Source organism: Citrobacter sp. GW821-FHT02E08 (assembly GCF_059421685.1).
The window spans coordinates 83016-105220 of sequence record NZ_JBWKVL010000013.1 but is presented as its reverse complement, the minus strand read 5'-3'; the positions used below and the strand labels follow the sequence as shown (position 1 = coordinate 105220).

22 protein-coding genes are annotated in these 22205 nt (G+C 54.7%); 13 read left to right on the top strand and 9 right to left on the bottom strand.

The window, feature by feature from the left end:
- The first annotated feature begins 80 nt into the window (after positions 1–80).
- On the top strand, positions 81–254 hold the full coding sequence (locus tag AC07UY_RS16545) for a GhoT/OrtT family toxin (protein WP_203361147.1): 174 nt from the start codon (positions 81–83) through the stop codon (positions 252–254).
- 41 nt (positions 255–295) lie between these two features.
- On the opposite strand, the gene AC07UY_RS16540 is transcribed toward AC07UY_RS16545, so the two are convergent.
- From AC07UY_RS16540 to AC07UY_RS16530, 3 genes are read right to left on the bottom strand one after another with little or no spacing between them, the layout of a single operon-like run.
- Positions 296–2446 (bottom strand): virulence factor SrfC family protein, encoded by a 2151-nt coding sequence (locus tag AC07UY_RS16540; protein WP_494701589.1) that lies wholly within the window; start codon positions 2444–2446, stop codon positions 296–298.
- The gene (locus AC07UY_RS16535; protein WP_494701588.1) at positions 2443–5424 is read right to left on the bottom strand and encodes a virulence factor SrfB; all 2982 of its coding nucleotides are present in this window, start codon (positions 5422–5424) and stop codon (positions 2443–2445) included. Before AC07UY_RS16535 ends, AC07UY_RS16540 begins: the two co-directional genes overlap by 4 nt.
- A gap of 4 nt (positions 5425–5428) precedes the next feature.
- A complete protein-coding gene (locus AC07UY_RS16530; RefSeq protein WP_494701587.1) occupies positions 5429–6724 on the bottom strand; it encodes an SrfA family protein in 1296 nt (431 codons plus the stop codon).
- Positions 6725–7006: 282 nt separating this feature from the next.
- Between AC07UY_RS16530 and AC07UY_RS16525 the strand changes: the two genes are divergently transcribed.
- Both AC07UY_RS16525 and AC07UY_RS16520 read left to right on the top strand, forming a co-directional pair.
- Positions 7007–8605, top strand: a complete 1599-nt coding sequence (locus AC07UY_RS16525; RefSeq protein ID WP_494701586.1) for an ABC transporter substrate-binding protein — start codon at positions 7007–7009, stop codon at positions 8603–8605.
- Positions 8606–8622: 17 nt separating this feature from the next.
- Positions 8623–8856 (top strand): YdcY family protein, encoded by a 234-nt coding sequence (locus AC07UY_RS16520; protein ID WP_494701585.1) that lies wholly within the window; start codon positions 8623–8625, stop codon positions 8854–8856.
- 5 nt (positions 8857–8861) lie between these two features.
- Here AC07UY_RS16520 and AC07UY_RS16515 read toward each other — a convergent pair whose 3' ends face one another.
- Together AC07UY_RS16515 and AC07UY_RS16510 are read right to left on the bottom strand one after the other, a co-directional pair.
- A complete protein-coding gene (locus AC07UY_RS16515) occupies positions 8862–9311 on the bottom strand; it encodes a DMT family transporter (RefSeq protein ID WP_494660129.1) in 450 nt (149 codons plus the stop codon).
- Positions 9308–9826, bottom strand: coding sequence for a GNAT family N-acetyltransferase (locus AC07UY_RS16510; protein WP_494660130.1), 519 nt, complete (start codon positions 9824–9826; stop codon positions 9308–9310). Before AC07UY_RS16510 ends, AC07UY_RS16515 begins: the two co-directional genes overlap by 4 nt.
- 37 nt (positions 9827–9863) lie before the next feature.
- Between AC07UY_RS16510 and AC07UY_RS16505 the strand changes: the two genes are divergently transcribed.
- The 5 genes from AC07UY_RS16505 (at position 9864) to AC07UY_RS16485 (ending at position 14128) form a co-directional block, all read left to right on the top strand.
- Positions 9864–10439 (top strand): helix-turn-helix domain-containing protein, encoded by a 576-nt coding sequence (locus tag AC07UY_RS16505; RefSeq protein ID WP_494701584.1) that lies wholly within the window; start codon positions 9864–9866, stop codon positions 10437–10439.
- Positions 10440–10507: 68 nt separating this feature from the next.
- On the top strand, positions 10508–11545 hold the full coding sequence (curA, locus tag AC07UY_RS16500) for an NADPH-dependent curcumin/dihydrocurcumin reductase (RefSeq protein ID WP_494660132.1): 1038 nt from the start codon (positions 10508–10510) through the stop codon (positions 11543–11545).
- Positions 11546–11787: 242 nt separating this feature from the next.
- The gene (locus AC07UY_RS16495; protein WP_494660133.1) at positions 11788–12453 is read left to right on the top strand and encodes a GntR family transcriptional regulator; all 666 of its coding nucleotides are present in this window, start codon (positions 11788–11790) and stop codon (positions 12451–12453) included.
- Positions 12454–12704: 251 nt separating this feature from the next.
- On the top strand, positions 12705–13766 hold the full coding sequence (gene yncE / locus AC07UY_RS16490) for a 7-bladed beta-propeller protein YncE (protein WP_203361158.1): 1062 nt from the start codon (positions 12705–12707) through the stop codon (positions 13764–13766).
- 140 nt (positions 13767–13906) lie between these two features.
- A complete protein-coding gene (locus AC07UY_RS16485) occupies positions 13907–14128 on the top strand; it encodes a YgdI/YgdR family lipoprotein (RefSeq protein ID WP_494701583.1) in 222 nt (73 codons plus the stop codon).
- Positions 14129–14206: 78 nt separating this feature from the next.
- On the opposite strand, the gene ansP is transcribed toward AC07UY_RS16485, so the two are convergent.
- On the bottom strand, positions 14207–15697 hold the full coding sequence (ansP, locus tag AC07UY_RS16480; RefSeq protein ID WP_494660134.1) for an L-asparagine permease: 1491 nt from the start codon (positions 15695–15697) through the stop codon (positions 14207–14209).
- Positions 15698–15878: 181 nt separating this feature from the next.
- Here ansP and AC07UY_RS16475 point away from each other — a divergent pair, with 181 nt between their 5' ends.
- The 3 genes from AC07UY_RS16475 to pptA are packed head-to-tail and all read left to right on the top strand — an operon-like array spanning position 15879 to position 16930.
- The gene (locus AC07UY_RS16475) at positions 15879–16031 is read left to right on the top strand and encodes a hypothetical protein (protein WP_494660135.1); all 153 of its coding nucleotides are present in this window, start codon (positions 15879–15881) and stop codon (positions 16029–16031) included.
- Positions 16028–16645: a glutathione S-transferase family protein gene (locus tag AC07UY_RS16470; RefSeq protein WP_494660136.1), complete on the top strand. Its 618-nt coding sequence runs from the start codon at positions 16028–16030 to the stop codon at positions 16643–16645. Before AC07UY_RS16475 ends, AC07UY_RS16470 begins: the two co-directional genes overlap by 4 nt.
- A 57-nt stretch (positions 16646–16702) precedes the next feature.
- Positions 16703–16930, top strand: coding sequence for a tautomerase PptA (pptA, locus tag AC07UY_RS16465; RefSeq protein WP_494660137.1), 228 nt, complete (start codon positions 16703–16705; stop codon positions 16928–16930).
- A gap of 4 nt (positions 16931–16934) precedes the next feature.
- Here pptA and AC07UY_RS16460 read toward each other — a convergent pair whose 3' ends face one another.
- The gene (locus AC07UY_RS16460; RefSeq protein ID WP_494701612.1) at positions 16935–17984 is read right to left on the bottom strand and encodes a GGDEF domain-containing protein; all 1050 of its coding nucleotides are present in this window, start codon (positions 17982–17984) and stop codon (positions 16935–16937) included.
- 162 nt (positions 17985–18146) lie between these two features.
- The gene (locus tag AC07UY_RS16455; RefSeq protein ID WP_203361165.1) at positions 18147–18716 is read right to left on the bottom strand and encodes a flavin reductase family protein; all 570 of its coding nucleotides are present in this window, start codon (positions 18714–18716) and stop codon (positions 18147–18149) included.
- Positions 18717–18875: 159 nt separating this feature from the next.
- Here AC07UY_RS16455 and nhoA point away from each other — a divergent pair, with 159 nt between their 5' ends.
- Together nhoA and AC07UY_RS16445 are read left to right on the top strand one after the other, a co-directional pair.
- Positions 18876–19721 carry an N-hydroxyarylamine O-acetyltransferase gene (nhoA, locus tag AC07UY_RS16450; protein WP_494701582.1) on the top strand — a complete coding sequence of 282 codons (846 nt, stop codon included), beginning with the start codon at positions 18876–18878 and terminating at the stop codon, positions 19719–19721.
- A 61-nt stretch (positions 19722–19782) separates the two neighbouring features.
- Positions 19783–20907, top strand: coding sequence for a hypothetical protein (locus tag AC07UY_RS16445; protein WP_494701581.1), 1125 nt, complete (start codon positions 19783–19785; stop codon positions 20905–20907).
- Between the two features lie 326 nt (positions 20908–21233).
- Here the strand turns inward: AC07UY_RS16445 and AC07UY_RS16440 are convergent, their stop codons facing one another.
- Positions 21234–22127, bottom strand: coding sequence for a PhzF family isomerase (locus AC07UY_RS16440; protein ID WP_494701580.1), 894 nt, complete (start codon positions 22125–22127; stop codon positions 21234–21236).
- Positions 22128–22205: the final 78 nt, after the last annotated feature.

The following is a 22205-nucleotide window of genomic DNA, read 5'->3' as shown; positions in this document are numbered from 1 at the left end:
TTCAAGGCAATAAAACTTGATGCAGATCAAAAAAGGGAGCATATTGTGCGCGTTTTTTAATTCTGGCCTGGATGCCTGACATGTCTGTCTACCAAAAGATGTTAATTTTTTACGCAGTAATGGCGTCAATCTCCTGTTTGACGACCTGGTTTCTCTCCCACGATAAAAAACGGATCCGCTTGCTGAGCGCCGTTTTAGTCGGCGCCACCTGGCCGATGAGTTTTCCTGTCGCGTTGATGTTTTCACTGTTCTGATGCAAAACGGCACGGCCAGATAAGAGGCCTGGGCCTCGTTATCAGACCTGTGGCAAGAGTTCGCGCAACCGCTTTTTGTCTGCGTCTGTGACATCCAGCGGATGCCGGTATCCTTTGTTTTCATTGGCGCGAGTGTAAAGCGCAACCAGCCAGTCATAGACATAGCGACTGGCGGCATGGACGGGCTGTTCGTCCAGTTGCGTTAAGCGGGACATCGGCGGTTGCTCCGTTGCGCTAAAAATAGCGGTGCCTTTGCGGATTCGGCTGGCAGGACGCGCAGCTTCTGCAACCTCCGCATAGCCGAGCCAGGCGACAAAGTTGCCGATTCCGGCGTGCAACTGCGCGCCACAAACCGCTTCACGCTGCATAATCTGCTGTAAATGCTGTGGCAGAGCGAGCCGATAGCTTGCGGTGACCAGAATATCCACGGTATGTCGGAGCGTTTCCGGCGCCAGACCTAATCGACGCGCATTCTCCTCATTACGACACCACTGACGCACATGGTTAACCCACATTCGATGCGCCAGGTCGCCGGTCTCTTTGTTTTCCGCCGGACGGGGCGCATCGCGCATGTCGGCGAACAGGTCGATCTCTTCACTGAACAGCCCGCTCACCTGTTCTTCACGCGGTTGTTGAGTCTGCAACAACGACTCAAAACGGTGAATCGGCGGCAACAGCCCGTCGAGCAGTTCGCCATGACGGGCTGCCTGCGCCTGCAACTGGCGGATGACGATCTCGGCGGCCATCGGCTCATCCGCGTCCGGAAGCAGCAGGTCGCGGAGCTGTTGATGATGTTGCCCAATCAACGAGGTCAGCCGCGCCTGACGCTGGGCTGGCGATGTCGCCTGTGAGAGCCACTCCACCAGGCGTTGTAAACTGTGTTTATCCAGCGCCTGTAGCGTTCCCCAGTGTAAACCGGGTTTGCCCATTAACTGCTGAACGGCTTCATCCAGATTTTGTTGCGTCGCAAAGCGGGCATCCTGCGGGGTAATCGCCCACACCACCCCTGGCATGGCGGCGTCGCGCAACGGTTGAGTGTCATACACCCAGCCGGATAGTTTGCGAGCGACAGTCGGGGTTTGCGAACGGGATGAGAGAGCGTTACAGATGACTAAAACGTCGGGTTGCAAGCGCTGGCGATAACTCTCCAGCATCCAGTCCAGTTTCGCCCGCCATAACGGGGAAATCGCCACGTCAGGCGACAGGGGAATATCCAACAGATCAACGTTATCCAGCACCGTATCTTCAACGGTCAGAACCACTTCACGGGTTAACAACGCCAGGGCGTCCAGCGACAGGCTGGTCGCATTCTGCAGTTGCCCCTCCACCACCGGATGGACCACCACATCGCTTTGTGTCTCTCCGCTACTCTGCGCTCCCTGGGTGAGAAAGCTTTCCGCCGGCAAACCAAAATTGTCGACCAGTAAACTCAGTGGTGCCGCCACTTCTTTAGCATGACCGGTTTGCTGCAACGTATGCGCCAGATCCAGCCATTGGCGGGTCAGTTCCGGTTGCTCTCCCCACAGTAACGCCCACGCGTTTGCCCGGGTGGTGAGATCGACAGCGGGCAGAAGGGTGGCAAACTGGTGCCAGAGCGCATCGTCAATCTGCTGCTGCCCTGAGGGCACACACGTTCGCCAGAAATGGGCAATGGCCGCGACGTCTTCAGGCGTCACCCCCGGAACAGACTGACGCTGGCGCAGCGCCTGCCACTTTTCTAATCGTGATTCGATGATCGACCGTTCAACCGGTCGATGGGCGGACTGCGCGCAGGCCTGGGCGATAAAAATCTGCACCAGATCCGCTTCGCTAATAAGCCGCAAATGCAGCGGCCAGTCGCTGTCGGTTGCGACGTTGTCCCGGGTAAAACGCAGCGCCATATTCGTTGGCGCATGCCCCGGATTAATATGTGAAAAATAGTCAAAACTACGATCTGGCGTAACGACATTCAATTTGCCGTTGCCGCCTCTGCAGAGCGCGCTGAGCAGATGTGCTTTCGCGGATTGTGAATGCCCGTACAACCCCACGCTGCCTCTGGCGGCCTGCGCCTGGTGAAGGGCCAACTCTTTCATGCCAGCCTGGGTGAGCCGCGCCAGCAGCGCATCGGCTTCATCATCAAGGCGTGTTGTCTGCTGACGAGTGTGATTAACCCAGTCAATGATGGCCTGTGTGGTGTTTAACGGCTTACTCATTTCAGGTACACACTCCCGCTGTCGATCCAGTAGTGGCTGCCGCTGTGTCGGCGGTCAGCCAGCGTATTTAATTTGAGGGTCAGGGCATTGGCGGCGACAGGCGTGCCATCCTGTAGCCAGGCATCGCTCAACACGAAGGATTCCGGCCCGCTTTCTTTATTTGTGCCGCGCAGTTGTAGCCGCACGTTTAAGACGCCATCTCCGGCAATGGTTTTCGCCAGTTCGGCGGAATTGATGCTCAGGGTGTACAACGGCGTAGCTGGCCAGCGACTGTTCGCCAACTGGCGAAAACCGAGGGTAACGTTGCCGCGTAACGGGAAGTGCAGACGGGCGTCCAGCTTCATGCCGGGTTTGTCGAGATCGACGTTGTGATACCAGACATTCTCATCGCGCAGCGTGTTCACCGTGTTATCCAGCACCCCGAGATAGCGCACCGTGGAGTAAGCGCCAATATCTGCCGCTTTGAAGTTAAAGCGCGGCAGGCGTAAGTCCAGCGCCAGACTGCACAGCATCGCGCCCACGGCAGCGGTCGATTTCGGATTGCCAATGCGGCCTTGCTGGCTGAACGGATACCATTCATGCACGCGGTAGTTGTCCATCCAGACAATTCGGTTGACCGGAACCGGCTGCAGATGGCGGATCAGTGCCTGCACGCCTGGCAAGCAGGCAGGACGTCCGGTGACCAGCAACACGTCGCAACAATAGTGCGAAATGGCTTCACAGACCGCATGAAGCGGGGAGGTCAGTGTGAACTGACCCGCCAGCAGCGCGTCCTGTAACGTGCTGAACTGCACCTGTAGCGGTACATTCAGCAGATCAAATGCTGGGGCGCCAGGCGGCAACGCATGATTGAACGCCTGCTGGATATAGTTCATCACGTTGCGCGTAGGACGCTGAGGCAGCAGTTCGCCAAACGAGGCATGTAATCCCGCCAGCGGATCGTTAACATCGCTCTGCTCCCAGGCGCTAAGCACCGCATGACCCAGCGGCATAAACAGTTGTAACGCGGTTTGTTGGCGTAAAATCGCCTGTGTATCTATCCGCCCCGAGTCGCCAAACAAGGTCGCCAGCAGGGCGGCGGCATCGCCCACCCCGGCCTGCTGCAAACGGGTTTGCAACGCAGGCAGGACGCAACGTTGAATAACATCCAGCAGCAGATCGTCTCCGGCGACTTTAAACCCTTCACGAAACAATAAATGCGGTGTGATTTTGACGTTGGCGCCGACACCGTCATCAAGCTGGTAATGCACGACTGCCATATCGGTGGTGCCGCCGCCAATGTCGATTGAGGCAACGCGCAACGCCCGACCTTTTACCTCACTGGGTTCTGGCAGGCGATCCGGGCGGGAGAGGGCATTAAAGAAGGATTCGGTACGACCTGCGTAGTGTGAAATCGCTTCGTTGTACAGCCAGACAAGCTGCCCACAGCTGGCTTCATCCCATTCCATCTGGATCGTGGGCACCGGGATAACGCTCTTTTCCTGCTGTTTGCGGGTGGCGAAGTCTTCGTCTTGTGGATGCCACCCCATCGCCTTCCACACCAGCGCGACGGCTTCGAACATGCGCTGGCGGAAAATCTCGCGCTCTTGTTTCGGCATCGCAGAGGGCAACGTCAAAATCAGCGAACGTAGCTGACGGGGAGAGGTTGGAAAGCCTAGCCGCAGACGGGTCGCGACGCTGTTAATTTGCCCCAGCGCCTGTGCCAGAATTTCACACAGCATGTGGGTCATCAGCGTGCTGCGTCTATATTGCGGGGAGAATACCGGCAATCGGTCATCCTGCGGCAGGCTGAACAGCGGCTCTCCGTCGTCATTCATCAGGTTCATTAACGGAAACGCGGTGGCGAGCGGCTCGCGCTGGGTTTTGCTGTTCATCTGGCTAAAACGCCAGTCCTGCAATACCGGCGTTTCATCCCACAGATAGCGGCGCGGGCTGGAGATCCCGCTGTTGCCTTCGGTGCCCAGACGCTGCATGGCCAGTTTTCGGGCTTCGTCTCCCACCCGTACGATGGAAGGCCAGACAAAAGCATCGTCACGGCCGCTTTCGACGGAAAAGTGCTGCTTGCCAAAGCGTGCTTCAGAGAACTCCAGGCGGCTGGTGAAGAGGGGATCGTTGAGGAACTGCGGCTCGCTTAACGAACGCACCTGCAATTCTGCCGTCTGGCGCAGTCCGTCGTTGGCGTCGCCGTGATCTTCAATCAGGACGCCGCAGGTGTGCGTATTGCCGACATCCAGAATCAAATCGACCGGGATCGCAGGCGTACTCAGCGTATGAGTAACCAGTTTTACTTCCGGCATCGCAAGTTGTTCGCCCAGCAGCGTCAGCAGATTCAGCCAGTGCGCCTGATACTCAAAGTTACGCAGCGCCAGTTGAACGTCCTGCTCTGAGTGATCTTCTTTCTGGGTAAGATGTTGGAAAAAGGCTTCCCGCAACCAGCCGTCAACCCAGGTCTGATCCAGAAAATCGGCCACTTCGTCATCGCGCCAGGCGAGCGCAAAGCGCGTACCGTTGAGCAGATCGTTTTCGTTTGGCGCAAGCGTTGCAGAGACGTTCTGTGCCAGTTGGCTGTCTAACGCCAGGGTAACGCGATGGGTGTTTCCTGCCCCGTCGGGTTGCGCCAGTTTGCGCACCTGAACCCGCGCCCAATTATCCGGGCCTTCCACGAAAGTGCGGGGGGGATTGAAGCGCAAAAACGGCAGCGGCAGCCAGACACCGTCAAGCACCTCCAGCGAATGATGCAGCGTTTGGGTACTTTCAGGTTTAACGACTTCCGGTTGCCCGCCGGTTCGCACCGGTAACGTATAGCGACCGCTGCTGAGATCGAAATCCAGCCGCAGCAAAGGGCCATTGGCGGTTTTTCGCACAAACCGTCCCAGGTGCGCGGATTCCTGCGGCGTCAGCCCGAAATCCAGAAACTGTACGCCGCTGTTGGCGATGAGCGTTACGCTTTGTTTGTAATCACACAGATTTACCAGCATAAAATCAGGCACCTATCTTTTTAAACGTCAACGGCAGCGCCGCGTGGGCATCGTAACGCGCCGTGCAAGTCGCGACGTCATTAACGCCCGCTTTACAGGTAATTTCCGGCATCGGGTAGCGTGAACCGTCAGTGCAGCGCGCATTGCCACGACTCTTGATCATCAGCTCACCCGTCTGATGCAGACCAGAGAACACCTCGGCCCGACAGACGATGCTGTCGCCATGCACCACGCGAGCGGTGCCTTTATTGTTTTGCAACTGATAGCGCAGAGAAGGCGCTTTCCCGGTGATGGGGTCCTTCACATCTAAAATCACGCGCCAGTTGCCGTTTAAAAAACGTGTCGTCCCGGCTTTCATCTGATTGGCATCCATCACCAGCGCATCTTTCGGGATGGCGGCAATCACCACCGACTGCTCCGCTTTTTTCACGGGTTGAGGCGCCGGGATCACTTCCGCCTGATGCAGCGGCAGCGGGGCGATTGTCTTCGGCAACGATTTTATCTCTGATGCGGCCAGCGTCGCGGGGGCGGGGGATTCAGTGACGACAACCGATGGCTTCCACAGCAATGGCGCAGCGATAACCACAATCACCGCCGCCGCGAGCGGTAAACACCACACCGGCAGACGGCGGACGGGTTTCACCGACGGCGCTGGCGTTTCCGGCTCACTGACATGCGGCGCAGTAATTGAAATCGGCTCAGGCTCCGGGAGTGGCTCGATAACAGGCACCAGCAGAGGTTCATCCGCCTGAGCGAAGGTTACCTCGGGTACGGGTTCATCTTCCGGCTCCGGTTCTGTGCAAAGCGCAGGTGGCGCGTCAAAGGTGCGCAGGCAATCCAGGACCTCATCACGGGTATTTTCATTGAGATTCACGAAACCCCAGAAGGTGATAACCGGCTTACCGCTCACCAAAAAAACATGATTTTCGCCAGGGAACTGAAGGGCTTTCTCCAGCAACGATCCAAACAGTTGCAGAGACGTTTTACCGGATTGCAGGCTTTTTCGACTCAATGCTGCTGCCGTTTCTACCATGCCAGCCAGCACGCGCAGCGCCCGTAAACGCGACTCTTCACTGGCGGATTTCCACCCGATAGCCTCTCCCTCGACCGGGGAATACCAGTCAACGCGCTCGCCGGTATCATTGAGTTGCGGTATCGCCAGACATTCCGCCATGGCCTGCTGTTTACGCAGGCGCAGCGTTTCACGAATTTGCAATGCTGAATCAAAAACGGCCTGACCGCCGCCGCCCACGGCCTGATAGTCATCCAGATTGCCGCTACGCAAGAGAGTTTTTGCCACGTTATTGTCCCTTAGACTTCTTCACGCATCTACTTTACGGGTCGCCGCGACATGCAAACGGCGGAAGAGAGGCAAAAAGGGGTGAATTTTCCAGGCATAGAGGACTAGGAAAATTCTTGACGTTAACAAAAAGACTTAAGGGAAATTCTTTCACGTCCGTTGCGGAATTTATCAGCGAAAAATGCCGGATTTGCATAACCTGAGAGTGATTCGTTATTTGTCAGTTTTTGTCAACTATGCTCAGATGGTCCCCTTAATACTAAAATGAAAAGGCCTATAACTATGTCTACAGGGAAAGCAGTGCTTGCGTTGGCGCTCAGCGCAATGTTGCCCACAGGAGCCGCCGTGGCGGCAGCGACGGATACCCTCATCTATTGCTCGGAAGCGTCTCCCGAATCGTTTAACCCGCAAATCGCCAGTTCTGGCCCCTCGTTTGTGGCCAGTTCTCAGGTGCTGTACAACCGATTAATCAATTTTGATCCGCTAAAAAATACCCCGGTCCCGTCTCTGGCGACTGACTGGACGATCTCTGAAGACGGCAAAACCTATACCTTCACCCTGAGGCAGGGTGTGAAGTTCAACAGTAATAAATTCTTCAAGCCCACCCGTGATTTCAACGCTGATGACGTTATTTTCTCCGTCTTGCGCCAGAAAGACGCCAGCCATCCCTATCACAACGTTTCGCAGGGGAGCTACGAATACTTCAATGATGTCGGTCTGGACAAATTGATCAAAGAGGTGAAGAAGCTTGACGATTACCACGTACAGTTTGTGTTGAACGAGCCGAATGCGGCGTTTCTCGCCGACTGGGGGATGGATTTTGCGTCTATTCTGTCGGCGGAATATGCCGATGCCATGCTGAAAAAAGGCACGCCGGAAAACGTCGATAACTGGCCGATTGGCACCGGCCCTTACGTGTTACAACAGTACAAGCAGGATGCGCAGATTCGCTATCTGGCGAACCCTCACTATTGGGATGGCGATGTGCCGACGAAGCACCTGATTTTTTCGATTACGCCTAACGTCCAGACGCGCCTGGCAAAACTGCAAACCAACGAATGTCAGATTATTCCCGCGCCCGCGCCTGTGCAGTTTGATGAGATTAAAAAGAATAAAGATCTGACGCTGCATACCGTTGATGCGCTGAACGTGGGGTATCTGGCGTTTAATACAGAGAAGAAACCGTTGGATAATCTTCTGGTTCGCCAGGCGCTGAATTACGCCACGGACAAAAACGCGATCATTAATGCGGTCTTTTTAGGTTCTGGCACGGTCGCAAAATCGCCCATTCCGCCGAAGATGATGGGCTTTAAAAAAGACCTTAACGACTACACTTACGATCCACAAAAGGCGAAAGAACTGCTGAAACAGGCCGGGCAGGAGAAGGGCTTTGAAGTGACGCTCTGGTCAATGCCGGTTCAACGTCCATATAACCCCAACTCACGGCGAATTGCCGAGATGATCCAGAGCGACTGGGCAAAAGTGGGCGTAACGGCAAAAATTGTCTCTTATGAATGGGGCGAGTACCTTTCCGGTATGCGTAAAGGCGAACATGATACTGCGCTGTTTGGCTGGATGTCTGATAACGGAGACCCGGATAATTTTGCCGATGTCTTGTTAGGGTGTAATAGCATCAAAACCGGATCGAATGCCGCACGCTGGTGCGATAAGGGATATGATGCGCTTGTGCAGAAGGCGAAGCTGGTCAGCGATCCGGCCAAACGCGCGGCGTTGTACGGTCAGGCGCAGGACATTTTTTATCAACAAGCGCCCTGGATAGCGCTGGCTAACGGAAAAACGTTCTACGCTACGCGCAGTAATGTGAGCGGTTACAGCGTAAGCCTGATGGGCAGCGATTTTTCAAAAGCGAAATTGAATTAAGACGTTAAGGAGAAAATATGTCGCATCTGGATGAGGTAAGTTTACGCGTCGATGCCGCCATTAACGAAGGCGTGATCAGCCATATGAATGAACTGCTGGTGGTGCTAAGCGATGATGGCGAGCTGAGTCGGGAAGATCGCTATACCCAGCAGCAACGCTTGCGTACCGCCATTGCGCATCATGGACGCCAGCACAAAGAAGAGATGGAAACGCGCCGCGATCAGCTCACCAAAGGCGGCACGATCCTCTGATCATCCTAAAACGTGCGTCTGGCGACGAGCCAGGCGCCAATCACCAGCAACACCGCCCCGCACACGGGACCAGCCAGCGCCCGTATCGGCACCCCGTGACTTCGCACGATATCCAGCACTAAGCCACCAATCAATTGACTGGCGACCAGTACCGCAATGGTGGTCGCCGCGCCGACATATTGATAACCACTGATGCTGGCGAAAACAAAAAACGACCCTAACAGGCCGGGGAGCAGCGTCCACCAGCGCACGCTTGACATCAGCTCGCCAAATCCCGCCGCCCCCTGTTTGAACCCTAAAATGCTGACAAACAGAATAATGCCCACCAGCGAGTTGAGCAGCATCGCGATAAGGATAGTCGACGAGGTCTGGGTAATCCGCACCATCAGGGTGTTTTGTACAACCAGGCCAATGCCTGCGGCAATCAGGAAAGCAACGGTCAGCGTCTGGTTCATCTGTGTCCGTCCGGATCGATACGATCATCCAGTTGCAGTTGCATAAAGGTCAGATCCAGCCAGCGACCAAATTTCGTACCGACCTGCGGCATTTGCGCTGTTGTTTTAAATCCCAGTGATTCATGCAGATGCAGCGAGGCGAGGTTTTGCGACTCAATCCCGGCAACCATCACGTGTTTACCGCACGCACGCGCCTCATCAATCAGTCTTTTGAGCAGTGCTCGCCCCAACCCTTTACCCTGATGTTCCGGGTGAACGTAGACCGAGTGTTCAACGGTATGGCGAAAGCCCTCAAAGTTGCGCCAGTCACCAAAGGAGGCATAGCCGGTGACCGTGTCATTTTCTTCGCTGACCAGCACCGGATAGCCCAGGAACTGACGCGCTTCATACCAGGCGATGCGGTTGTCGACATCGACAGTTTGATCGTTCCAGATAGCGGCGGTGTGTAAAACGGCATGGTTGTAGATTTCTGCGATGGCGGCACAGTCATCTTTGCTGGCAAATCGAATGGGCATGTTGAACCTCAGGGTGTGTTCACTATAGTATTACGATATGAATACTATTGAAGACAATATAAATCAACGGATCAGTGTCAGAATTCGCATTGAACGCGAGTCACGGGGCTGGTCGTTGACGGAGCTTGCCGAACGGGCGGGCGTCTCACGGGCGATGATCCACAAAATTGAACGGGGAGAGAGCAGTCCAACGGCAACGCTGCTTGGCAGACTTTCGGGCGCGTTTGGCATTAGCATGTCGACGCTGATCGCCCGCGCCGAGATGCAGGAGGGCAAACTGTTGCGCTTTGCCGATCAACCGGTCTGGCACGATCCGCAAACGCACTATCTGCGCCGCCATGTATCGCCGCGCAGCGACCTGCCCATCGATTTGGTGCAGATTGAGCTCCCCCCCGGCAGCGACATCCCGATGCCGGCATCGTCCTACGCGCTGGCCCGACAGCTTATCTGGTTACAACAGGGGGAACTGGTGTTTGTTGAAGGGGATACCCGCCATGAAATGAAGGCAGGAGATTGTCTTGAGCTCGGACCGCCCAATGACTGCCGCTTTATTAATGAAACGTCATCCGCCTGCGTTTATCTGGTGGTGCGTTTAAATCCTGGCAGCAATTAAGGTTAGTGCGTCATCAGTGGCAGGAGACTAGTATTGAGGAATTCATGCCAAATATACTGGAGAACATTATGGGTCAACAAACACATCGTAATCGTCGTTGGGTATTGGCGTCACGTCCACATGGCGCACCGACTGCCAGCAACTTTCGCCTCGAAGAGAATGAAGTTGCGCGCCCACGCGAAGGAGAGGTTTTGCTGCGCACCGTTTACCTTTCACTTGACCCCTATATGCGTGGACGCATGAGCGATGAACCGTCCTATTCGCCACCGGTTGATATTGGCGACGTGATGGTCGGGGGCACGGTCAGTCGTGTGGTGGAATCAAATCATCCGAATTATCCTGCGGGAGAGTGGGTTCTGAGCTACAGCGGTTGGCAGGACTATGATCTTTCCAACGGCGAGGGTCTGGTGAAACTGGGTCACAACCCTGAGCATCCCTCATGGGCGCTGGGGGTGTTAGGAATGCCCGGCTTTACAGCGTATATGGGATTACTGGATATCGGGCAACCAAAACAGGGAGAGACGCTGGCTGTCGCCGCCGCCACGGGGCCAGTAGGGGCGACGGTGGGGCAAATTGGTAAGCTGAAAGGTTGCCGGGTCGTCGGTGTTGCGGGTGGTGCTGAAAAATGTCGTCACGCCATCGAAGTTCTCGGGTTCGACAGTTGCCTTGACCATTATGCGAAAGACTTTGCGGAGCAACTGGAGAAAGCCTGCCCTCAGGGAATTGATATCTATTACGAGAACGTCGGCGGTAAGGTGTTTGAGGCGGTTCTGCCGCTGCTCAATACGTCCGCACGCATCCCGCTCTGCGGCCTGGTGAGCGGCTATAACGCCACACACCTGCCCGAGGGCCCCGATCGGCTTCCGTTACTGATGGCCACGCTTCTGAAAAAACGGATCCGATTGCAAGGGTTTATTATTAGCCAGGACTATGGGCACCGGATTCACGAGTTTCAGCAGGAGATGGGGCGCTGGGTGAAAGAAGGGAAAATTCACTATCGTGAACAGGTCACTCTCGGTCTGGAGAATGCCCCTGAAACGTTTATTGGCCTGTTAACGGGGAAAAACTTCGGCAAAGTCGTCATCCAACTGACGGATGAAGTGTAAAGTAATAATGGCGGTGCAATGCCGCCATAAAAAATGGGCAAATTTGTCATTTGCGGCTTTAATTAAAGCACCGCAAAATACGTCACAGAACGTTAACAAGCGAAATATCACACTGGTAAACTATCACTTTTGGTTTTTATTTTTATTATTCCTGACCAGGTTCACTTTTTTAAAATTAAATCCCTTGCTTTATATAGGGGTTTAATTGAGATGTCGCTCGATGAATAACTGAAGGATGTAAAATGCCCGGTTTGGAAAGAACATCACATATCAGCCTGACGACACAGGTTGAGAACGGTTTGAAACACCAGTTGACGATAGGTGTATTAAAACCAGGTGCGAGACTGATAACGAAAAATATTGCCCACGATCTGGGGGTCAGTATTACACCTGTTCGGGAAGCATTACTGCGGCTGGTCTCCGCCAGCGCATTGGCTGTTGCTCCGGCGCAGGCCTTTATGGTGCCAGACATCTCACTGGCGAGATGGGAAGAGATCAACCACGTCCGCACCGAGCTTGAAGGTATGGCGGTAGCGGCGGCGGCAGAGGCGATTTCTGCCGAGCATATGCAGACGCTCACCACGCTGCTGGAGCAGTATCAACAGGCGCACGAAGGCGGCACGATACAAGAGCGACTTCTGGCAAACCACGCGTTACGATTTGAAATTTACCGTTATGCCAATATGCCAACGCTCTATCAAATGATTGAACAACTGTGGGTACGAATGGGCCCCAGCCTGCATTTTTTATATGGCAATGGGGTGCCTGACGGTTATCAGAGCCGTGTGGAGTATTATCACAGGTTGCTCGACGCGCTGGCGCAAGGAGATAAAGACGAGTGCCGCCAGTGTCTGAAAGAGATCATTGCTAAAAATGTGACCGTCATTAGAACGCAATATCTTAATTAACCTCTCCGGAATATAGCGGGGATAACCCCGCTATTGATGCATTACCTTTCTGCGCTATTCAACACGTCAATACCCTTGTGACCATTCGTGCCTTCGTGGAGAAATTAAGAAGATTACGCGGCGGGTGAAAAGAATGCTCCACATATTGATAAATAATGATTACTATTCGCATTCATAAAAAGCAACACCATGATGTTGCTCGTCGAAGCCGTGTGAAGCAGTTATACAGATATTTATCAAAGGGAGTCGTCATGCATTTACGTCATCTGTTTTCGCCGCGCCTGCGGGGTTCATTATTGTTAGGTTCACTGCTTGTTGCGTCGTCATTTAGCACGCAGGCTGCGGAAGAAATGCTGCGTAAAGCCGTAGGTAAGGGCGCATATGAAATGGCCTATAGCCAGCAGGAAAATGCGTTGTGGCTGGCCACGTCGCAGAGCCGTAAAATTGACAAAGGCGGCATCGTGTATCGCCTCGACCCTGTCACGCTGGAAGTCACTCAGGCGATTCACAACGATCTCAAACCGTTTGGCGCAACCGTTAACAATGCAACCCAAACGCTGTGGTTTGGCAATACGGTCAACAGCGCGCTGACGGCCATTGACGCCAAAACGGGTGATGTCAAAGGTCGCCTGGTCCTCGATCCCCGCCAGCGTTCAGAAGAGGTGCGTCCGTTGCAGCCCCGCCAACTGGTGGCGGATGAGGCAACCAATACGGTTTACATCAGCGGCATCGGTAAAGAGAGCGTTGTCTGGGTGGTCGACGGTGAATCCATCAAACTGAAAACCACCATCCAGAATACCGGCAAGATGAGCACCGGTCTGGCTGTCGACAGTAAAGCCGGGCGTTTGTATACCACCAACGCTGATGGCGAATTCATCACCATTGATACCGCCGATAATAAAATTCTGAGCCGCAAGAAGTTGCTGGATGACGGTAAAGAGCACTTCTTTATTAACCTGAGCCTGGACACGGCCGGGCACCGCGCGTTTATCACCGACTCGAAAGCGGCAGAAGTGTTAGTGATTGATACGCGTGACGGCAAAGTGCTGGCAAAAGTGGCGGCGCCTGAATCGCTGGCAGTGCTGTTCAACCCGGCGCGTAACGAAGCCTACGTCACCCATCGTCAGGCCGGTAAAGTCAGTGTGATTGACGCGAAGCGCTACAACGTTGTGAAGACGTTTGACACGCCGACCTTCCCGAATAGCCTCGCGCTTTCTGCCGATGGAAAAACCCTCTACGTGAGCGTTAAACAAAAATCGACTCGCGAGCAGGAAGCCACCCAGCCAGATGATGTGATTCGTATCGCACTGTAATCCCCAACAGGAGAGGGAAATCCTCTCCTGTCTTTCCTCCCACAAGCCGACATGCCTCGTTACACCCCGCAAGTAGCCTGGTCAACATCAGGGAATTACACTACCGTCACGTTTGGATGATTGAAAAATACAGGAATATTATGAAGAAGCCACTTATCTGCCTTTGCGCGGGCGCTATGCTTTTCACTCTGTCGGGTTGCACCACCGATTACGTCATGACGACGAAACAGGGGAAAACCATTGTGATTCAGGGTAAACCAAAGTTGGATAAAGAGACGGGAATGACCAGTTACACCGATCAGGACGGCAATAAGCGGGAAATTAACAGCAATGACGTTGCTGAGCTTATCGAAGCGAATTAATTTCGCTCAGCCGGAACGTGCTGTCCGGCTTTTCGCAAATGCCCGGTAAACGTTGCGTCACCGGGCATCCAACACAAATTATCGCTGATCCGCTGTTGCTTCTTTGAGCGCAGCATCCTCTGAAACGCCCGGCGCATGACGGTGAATTTCCGCAACGCGGTTACGTACGCCAAACCAACCGGCAACCAGCAAAATCGCAATCAACGGCAGGGAAGCGATGGTCCAGGTTCCGTTAGGATAGTCAAACGCCATCAGCACCAGCACGCTGAGCAGGAACAGCAGTGTGAGCCAGGAGGTGAACGGCGCGCCCGGCATTTTGAAGCTGACGTCTGCCGCTTTGCCTTCTTTAATCGCCTTGCGCAGACGCATCTGGCAGACCACGATGAATCCCCACGACGCAATAATGCCCAGCGATGCAAAGTTCAGCACGATCTCAAAGACCTGAGCAGGAACCAGATAATTGAGCAATACGCCGAAAATGTAGACGAACAGCGTCGCCAGAATTCCGGCATACGGCACCTGTTGACGGCTCATTTTCGCCATAAATTTAGGCGCAGAACCGCCCATCGACATCGAGCGCAAAATACGTCCGGTGCAGTACAGACCTGAATTGAGACTGGAGAGCGCCGCAGTCAATACCACGATGTTCATAATGCTGCCGACATAAGGTACGCCCAGTTTTGAGAAAAAGGTCACGAACGGACTCTGGCCTGCCTGGTAAGCATTCCACGGCAGCAACAGCACCAGCAGTACCACCGATCCGACGTAGAACAGACCAATTCGCCAGATCACGCTGTTAATCGCTTTTGGCACCATGGTTTGCGGATCTTTGCATTCCCCGGCCGCTGTCCCCACCATCTCAACGGAGGCAAAAGCAAACACCACGCCTTGCACCAGCACCAGTGCTGGCAGCAGACCGTGCGGGAAGAATCCACCGTTATCGGTGATCAAATGAAACCCGGTAGTATTGCCATCCAGCGGTTGGCCTGATCCTAAAAAGACGGTACCGACCACCAGAAAAACCACAATCGCCAGCACTTTTACCAGCGCGAACCAGAACTCCATCTCGGCAAACCACTTCACGCCGATCATGTTCATGGTGCCGACGATCGCCAGCGCGCCGAGGGCGAAGACCCACTGTGGTACATCCCCGAAAGCGCCCCAGTAATGCATGTACAGCGCCACGGCGGTGATATCGACGATCCCGGTCATCGCCCAGTTGATGAAGTACATCCAGCCTGCGACAAAAGCCGCTTTTTCACCCAAAAATTCACGGGCGTACGACACAAAGCTCCCGCTGGTAGGGCGATGGAGCACCAGTTCGCCCAATGCACGAAGAATAAAAAACGAGAAAATACCGCACACCAGATACACCAGCGCCAGCGCAGGGCCAGCCATCTGTAAACGCGCGCCAGCACCTAAAAAAAGGCCGGTGCCAATCGCGCCGCCAATGGCGATCATTTGAACCTGGCGGTTCCCCATCGCCTTGTGATACCCCTCCTCGTGGGTATTCAACCAGCGTCGTTTCGCAGCGTGTTGCTCAAGTGAGCTTGCGTTGTCTGTTTTCATTACGTTACCTGTTAGCCTGTCTGTCCGAAGGAACGCAGCTTGCCGTACCGCTGGCGACTCAAACGATTGCTTCGCTGCATGCCACTCATCTTTTCCCGTTATTCTGGGTAGGGATAAACATGGGTGGCGCAGCATCCTACCTGCTAATTTTTTTTGACGCAAAACCAATGCATAAGAATTCATGAAGTCAGAAGAGGCAGGGGATGGCCTCGATTCAGCCAGTGGGGGTTATTGCGAAAATGACAGCGGTTTTAGCCCGTATTCCTGGGCAGAAACCTGCAACTGGCCAGGCTGTTCTACACTTAGCGTTTTACGCACGCTGGAGGCGGTATGATGACTGTTTATGGTGTACCCGGTTGGGGATCGGCAATCAGCGAGGTCATGCTGACCCTGGCTGAAATCCCGTATAAATTTGTCGATGTCACCGGTTTCGATGACGAGGGACCGCAACGCGATTTATTGAAAATACGCAATCCGCTGTGTCAGGTACCGACGCTGGTGCTGGAAAATGGCGACATCATGACGGAAACTGCAGCCATCGCGCTGATGATCCTCGATCGTCGTCCCGATCTTGCTCCGTCTGTTCATCATCCGGAGCGGCAGCAGTTCCAGCGTCTGCTTATCTGGCTGGTGGCGAATGTGTATCCCACCTTTACCTATGCCGATTATCCTGAGCGCTGGACCACAGACGCGCCATTGCAGCTGAAAACATCGTGCCTGGAATACCGCAAGTCGCTCTATCTCTGGCTAAACGATCGGCTCATTGCCGAACCGTACGCCTTTGGCGAACAGCTCACGCTGCTGGATTGCTATCTGGGTGTGATGCGCAGTTGGGGGCCAGGACATGACTGGTTTCAGGAACATACGCCGAACATTAGCGCGATTGCCGACGCGGTATGCCAGATACCGCAACTGCGGACGGTGCTGAAAAACAATGAAATTATTTAATCCGCTTGCGGGTGGGTATGCTAGTTTTGATCGCACATTCACAATAAGGAGCCTGCTATGCCGCACGTCGATATTAAATGTTTTCCCCGCGAACTGAATGACGATGAGAAGACCGCACTGGCCACAGACATTACCGCCGTGATCGTCCGCCACCTGCAAAGTAAAGAGAGTTCGGTGAGCGTGGCGCTAAACGAAATCCAACCCGCAGAGTGGAAAGCGGTCTGGGACGCGGAGATCGCCCCCCAGATGGAGACACTGATCAAAAAACCGGGCTACAGTATGTAACCGGCTAGCGTGACCAACGATTCCGCCCGGCCTGTTTTGCCCGATACAGTGCGGCGTCGGCCTCTGCAATCGTCTGTTCAGCCGTTTTATCTTTCGCTGAACAGGCGATACCCTGACTTACCGTGACGTTGTCACTTACCGTTGACGCGGAGTGGGGGATTGCCGCTGTCTCCAGACCGGCTTTGATTCTGGCGGCCACCTGCTCAGCCTCCGGCAGCGACGCGCCAAACAGCACTACCGCAAACTCCTCGCCGCCGTAGCGCGCAACCACATCTTCTGGGCTACGCACCGACTGCATCAACACTTCCGCTACCTGCGCCAGACATGCATCGCCTTTCGGGTGCCCATAGGTATCGTTGTAGCGTTTAAAAAAATCGACATCGAGCATCAGCAGAGTGAACGCGCTGTCATTGGCGGTGGCGCTGTGCAGCACATCCTCCAGCGCGCGTCGGTTTGCCGCGCCGGTCAGCGCGTCTCGGTGCGCGAGGGCGTCAAGGCGAGAAATAAGCACGTTGTTATGTTGGTTCTGATACCAGGCTTCATCGAACCAGCGAAGCAGGATGACGCGCCCACCGAGCATAATCAGCGTGAAGATGACCCAAACGACCGCAAAGTGGGGATTGATACCGTGGTTAAGCACGACACTGGCAACCGGCACCGTGAACCACAGCGGTATCACGTAGGAAAGCAAAGTCGGGGTGTGAAAATAGAGCGTCACGACGGCACTGAGCAGCAAGATGGAACACAGTGGATAGGCAACCGGTAATTGCCACTGGTCGATGAACGAGTAGATGCACAAGGACCAGAGCAGGCTCAGCAGTACTAGCAAACCCTGATTCAGCCACGATTTTCGCCGTGGCGAGAAAATCAGGATGACGCTGATCAGCACAATTCCCATCACCGCGCTGTCGATGGACTGGAGGAGGCTTATCTTCGCCTGATACAGGGTATCCGCATCAGTAAACAGGGCGCGACGGAAAAGGATCATCAACGCAAAGCTGATGTTCACAAAAGCGAACCACGGCAGGCTGATCGCCATTCCGCGTTCAACCATATCTTCACGTTTGGCCCAGATGGTATAGGCAGGTTTTCTATTATTTGGCGTCATAAACTTCATACATACGTAAAACGGGCGGAAAGTCCCGCCCCCAGAGAGTGTGAATTAGGGTGTAATAACCGTGGAGCAGAATTCAACTTTATCCTTAACGTGAGGCGTTCATCCCGCCGTGACCCGTTTCCCGCTGGTGATAAAGGTTCCGGCGCCTAAATGGTGCAGGGTATTGAGCTTGTCGTCGTCAAATTGCCAGCGACCTTCCACAAAGGCTCGTTCGTCGGCAGAGGCTGAGACCACTTCGCCAAACAGTGTATCGTATTTCTCTTGCGCGGACGTCGCAGGCAACAACCGGCACTCCATCCAGGCCAGACATTTTTCTTCAATCATCGGCAATCCGAGCACCGGGCCTTTCACCACCGGGATCCCGTAGCAGTTGAATTTGTCTTCCACACGTCCTGAAACGCTGCCGACCGCATAGGTCCAGTTGGTGGCGGCCACTCCAGGAACCACAATGCCAAACATGCCGCTACGCTCAATCAGTTCGCGCGACCAGGTACTTTTGTCGACCACAATTGCGATACGGGGTGGCTCAAATTCGACCGGCATGGACCACGCCGCCGCCATCACGTTACGTCGTTCAGTGTGACTGTCCCGACAGGTGATCAGAATCGTCGGGCCATGATTTAACAGACGGCAAGCATGCGTTAACTCAACAGGGCGAAAATGGCTCATGGCAGTTCCTCAGAAAGATGAAAAACGTAACGGGAATAGTATTGATATTAACGGGATTAGCGATTTTGTCGCCCCGTTGTCGCTATTCACCGCACAAAATCGCCTGTGCAACAATAAAAATACGTTATAAATACAGGATGCTATCAACAGGAATGCCTTATGACGCCTTTTTTACACGCTTATTTTTCCCGCCTGGGTTGGTCAGCCACGGCGGCGGTCAACATCGATACCCTGCGGGCGCTGCATTTACATCACAACAGCGCCATCGTGTTTGAAAACCTTGATGTGTTGCTACCCCGCGAGATACAGCTTGACGATCAATCGCTGGAAGAAAAACTGATCGTTGCACGTCGTGGCGGATACTGTTTCGAACAAAACGGCGTTTTTGAACGGGCATTACGTGAGATCGGATTTACCGTCCGCAGTTTGCTGGGAAGAGTGGTGCTGGCAAATCCGGCGAGCATGCCGCCGCGCACGCATCGCCTGTTACTGGTTGAGTTAGAGGGCGAACAGTGGATAGCCGACGTAGGATTCGGTGGGCAAACGCTGACCGCGCCGATCCGGTTGCAGGCCGACCTTGAACAACAGACACCTCACGGAGAATACCGTCTGGTTCAGGAGAACGAAGAGTGGATTTTGCAGTTCCGCCATCACGATCACTGGCAATCCATGTACCGTTTCGATCTCGGCATACAGCATCAAAGCGATTATGTGATGGGCAACTTCTGGTCGGCGCACTGGCCGCAATCGCATTTCCGTCACCATCTGTTGATGTGTCGCCATCTGCCGGACGGCGGAAAACTGACGTTAACCAACTTTCACTTTACCCACTACCAGGATGGTCACGCGATAGAGCAGATCAATTTACCCGATGTGGCCAGTCTGTACGCGCTGTTGCAGACGCGGTTTGGACTGGGCGTTGACGATGCGAAGCACGGTTTTACCGAGGCGGAACTGGCGGCGGTGATGTCCGCCTTTGATACCCATCCGGAAGCAGGAAAATAATTGGGCCAGTCTCCGCCGAAGAGCCATGCCCTCCGGCGGATTGACCTGATGACGAGGACCCATGAAACACTCTGCATTGCCATTTTTTGCCGGTCAGCACCGTCAGGAGCGCCTCGGTGCCCGCACCGTATTCAGCCCCCTGCCGGTGATGACCAATGTGCCGCCGGTGCGCCGCACCGACTGGCTGACCCAAAAGCACCCCCACTATATCGAGCTGGGGGGAGCGGGAGGGTCTCTCTTTCAAACACAAACCCTGTATATGTTTTGGGTGCTTGGCTTACTCCTCTCTGCTGGAATGTTTTGGGGGCCACCAGGTGATGGTTTGAGCAATGGTCAGGGCTGGGCCGGCGTCTGGGCTGGCAACTATCAGGAAGTCTGGGTGGGGCCAGGGCAATGGGTGATTGAATTTAGCTGGATGAATCTGGTGGGGGTCGTTCTGGGGTTGGGGATGGGGCCAGGTTTTGCTTTACTCCTAACGGTAAAAATGTTGTGGGAGCATCAGCAGCAGCTACGTCGGGTGTTGCCTTTTCGCTTTCACCGCCAGCGCCGCGAGGTGATGCTGTCGCGCTGGGACAAGCGCACCAGACGCACCGAGGTCCGGATTTTCCCCTGGGAAGATATGTGCGCCATGGTGGGAGAGGGCTCAGCCGTTTCGGTCAGCGGTGTCATGACCATGGCGAGCCTGTTTTTCGGTATCAATTCGGACGAGCGGCCCGGTTATTTCTGGTCCGGCATGAATGTCGGCACCCTCAGCAAGGAGGTGGGGGCCGGCGAGTGGGAGATGCTCCGCCGCTATATGGAAGAAGGCCCCGAGGCCATCGACGAGCCGGCCTCCGTCACCTTTGACGGCATGATTGAGGAATTCTGCCGGGAACGGAAGATACCCCGCAGCGCCTTCTCCCCCCTGCGCCGGCTCTGGTGGGAACTTAACGGCACCCGCTTTGGCATATTGCGCATCAATATCCAGAGCCGCTTGCAGCAGCGCTTCGCCGGGCGTTACTTCGCCGCCCATCCCGAGCTGGCAGCCTGGAGTGCGCCATTGCCACCCGAACAGTGGGCCAAACCGAGCGAGCGGCTGACCCGTTGCAACCAGCTGTTGGCCGAGCAGTACGCCCAGGGCCGGACCATCTTTACCGTGGGTGACGTGCGCGAACTGCTGGGGGAGGTCATCACAGCGGAGGAGTAACAGGTGTTGGCACCCTACGCCGCAAGATGGCGTGGTCTTGCAAGCGCCCCCTCGGGGCGTTTGTGTCGCATTAAGGCAGTGTCAGGTAATCTGCTGTTTTCTTGATGCTACCTGATCATGTTGGCACTGTTGCAAAGTTTTATCGCAGAACATTTCCCTGGCACATTTTGTGGACCAATACGGGAGTTGGCACAATAACTTGTGGCTGCAATTCCCTATTTTTCGGGAGAATCAAACTTTGCAACAGTGCCGTTCAACGCTCCCTGGTCAGTCAGTACAAAAAATCATCTTAACGTACAATAATTTTCGATATCCAAACTGACCCCTTAGAGTTCAATCGCCCATTCGGCGCTGAATAAGATCACTGCGGTGCCGGAGATCGTCACTTTTACTGGCTGATTATCGCGGATAGTGACGTTCACATCGACGACGCCATCGCGTCCCAGCGCGCGTCCCTGATGCCCCAGAACACGCAACGTATTGCCGTCGTGCGCCATCACATTGTGATGAACCAGCCATGCCCCCATCGGACCATTGGCGTTGCCTGTCACCGGGTCTTCAACAATACCGATCGCCGGTGAGAACATGCGTCCATCGGTTTCGTTTTTGCCACTGCGGATCTGGAACGGAAAAAAGCCGTTGCAGCCAATCTGCTGGCTGATGGCCGTCAGTGCCGCAAGATCGGGGGAAAGGGCGTCAATATCGACGCCGGGTTTCAGCGGGATCATCACTTTCGAATGTCCCGTTGTCGCCACCTGAATCGGCAGGCCGGGAAGAATATCGTCTTCACCAAGGTGGAATGCGCTGATGATGGCGGCGCGCGTTTCACCCTCAAGCGGCGGCTCAAAACCCGGCGTACCTTGTTCCAGCGTGATGCGATAGCCGTTGTCTTGCGCAAGGATATCGACCCGGTGACGTCCGGCGAGCGAGCTTTGCCAGACGGTACCATTCCCTAACCCAAGTACGGTGGCGCGAACATAATGCGCCGCAATGGTCGCATGGCCGCAAATCGGTACTTCAACCGTTGGCGTAAAGTAACGAATGCGTACATCGCTCTCGTCGCTTTTTAAGACGAATGCCGTTTCACTGTGACGTAGTTCGCGGGCGATAAGCTGCATTTGCGCCTCGCTGAGTCCATCAGCATGTAACACGACGCCCGCCGAGTTACCGCGAAACGGTACGGAGGTGAAAGCATCAACATGATAAACCTGGGGTTTCATTCGGGTTCTCCTTAGGTCGGAGAACCATCATAACGCGCCAGCCGCCGGAGAGTGAAGGCTATCCGGCGGCACAGAGGA

Coding starts and splice junctions, on each gene's coding strand:
- AC07UY_RS16520 (WP_494701585.1), top strand. CDS start 8,623: ATGTCGCATCTGGATGAGGTAAGTTTACGCGTCGATGCCGCCATTAAC.
- pptA (WP_494660137.1), top strand. CDS start 16,703: ATGCCGCACGTCGATATTAAATGTTTTCCCCGCGAACTGAATGACGAT.
- nhoA (WP_494701582.1), top strand. CDS start 18,876: ATGACGCCTTTTTTACACGCTTATTTTTCCCGCCTGGGTTGGTCAGCC.
- AC07UY_RS16510 (WP_494660130.1), bottom strand. CDS start 9,826: ATGCCCATTCGATTTGCCAGCAAAGATGACTGTGCCGCCATCGCAGAA.
- AC07UY_RS16485 (WP_494701583.1), top strand. CDS start 13,907: ATGAAGAAGCCACTTATCTGCCTTTGCGCGGGCGCTATGCTTTTCACT.
- AC07UY_RS16455 (WP_203361165.1), bottom strand. CDS start 18,716: ATGAGCCATTTTCGCCCTGTTGAGTTAACGCATGCTTGCCGTCTGTTA.
- AC07UY_RS16475 (WP_494660135.1), top strand. CDS start 15,879: ATGAAGTCAGAAGAGGCAGGGGATGGCCTCGATTCAGCCAGTGGGGGT.
- AC07UY_RS16540 (WP_494701589.1), bottom strand. CDS start 2,446: ATGAGTAAGCCGTTAAACACCACACAGGCCATCATTGACTGGGTTAAT.
- AC07UY_RS16515 (WP_494660129.1), bottom strand. CDS start 9,311: ATGAACCAGACGCTGACCGTTGCTTTCCTGATTGCCGCAGGCATTGGC.
- AC07UY_RS16460 (WP_494701612.1), bottom strand. CDS start 17,984: ATGGTTGAACGCGGAATGGCGATCAGCCTGCCGTGGTTCGCTTTTGTG.
- AC07UY_RS16440 (WP_494701580.1), bottom strand. CDS start 22,127: ATGAAACCCCAGGTTTATCATGTTGATGCTTTCACCTCCGTACCGTTT.
- AC07UY_RS16445 (WP_494701581.1), top strand. CDS start 19,783: ATGAAACACTCTGCATTGCCATTTTTTGCCGGTCAGCACCGTCAGGAG.
- ansP (WP_494660134.1), bottom strand. CDS start 15,697: ATGAAAACAGACAACGCAAGCTCACTTGAGCAACACGCTGCGAAACGA.
- curA (WP_494660132.1), top strand. CDS start 10,508: ATGGGTCAACAAACACATCGTAATCGTCGTTGGGTATTGGCGTCACGT.
- AC07UY_RS16470 (WP_494660136.1), top strand. CDS start 16,028: ATGATGACTGTTTATGGTGTACCCGGTTGGGGATCGGCAATCAGCGAG.
- AC07UY_RS16535 (WP_494701588.1), bottom strand. CDS start 5,424: ATGCTGGTAAATCTGTGTGATTACAAACAAAGCGTAACGCTCATCGCC.
- AC07UY_RS16525 (WP_494701586.1), top strand. CDS start 7,007: ATGTCTACAGGGAAAGCAGTGCTTGCGTTGGCGCTCAGCGCAATGTTG.
- AC07UY_RS16505 (WP_494701584.1), top strand. CDS start 9,864: ATGAATACTATTGAAGACAATATAAATCAACGGATCAGTGTCAGAATT.
- AC07UY_RS16545 (WP_203361147.1), top strand. CDS start 81: ATGTCTGTCTACCAAAAGATGTTAATTTTTTACGCAGTAATGGCGTCA.
- yncE (WP_203361158.1), top strand. CDS start 12,705: ATGCATTTACGTCATCTGTTTTCGCCGCGCCTGCGGGGTTCATTATTG.
- AC07UY_RS16495 (WP_494660133.1), top strand. CDS start 11,788: ATGCCCGGTTTGGAAAGAACATCACATATCAGCCTGACGACACAGGTT.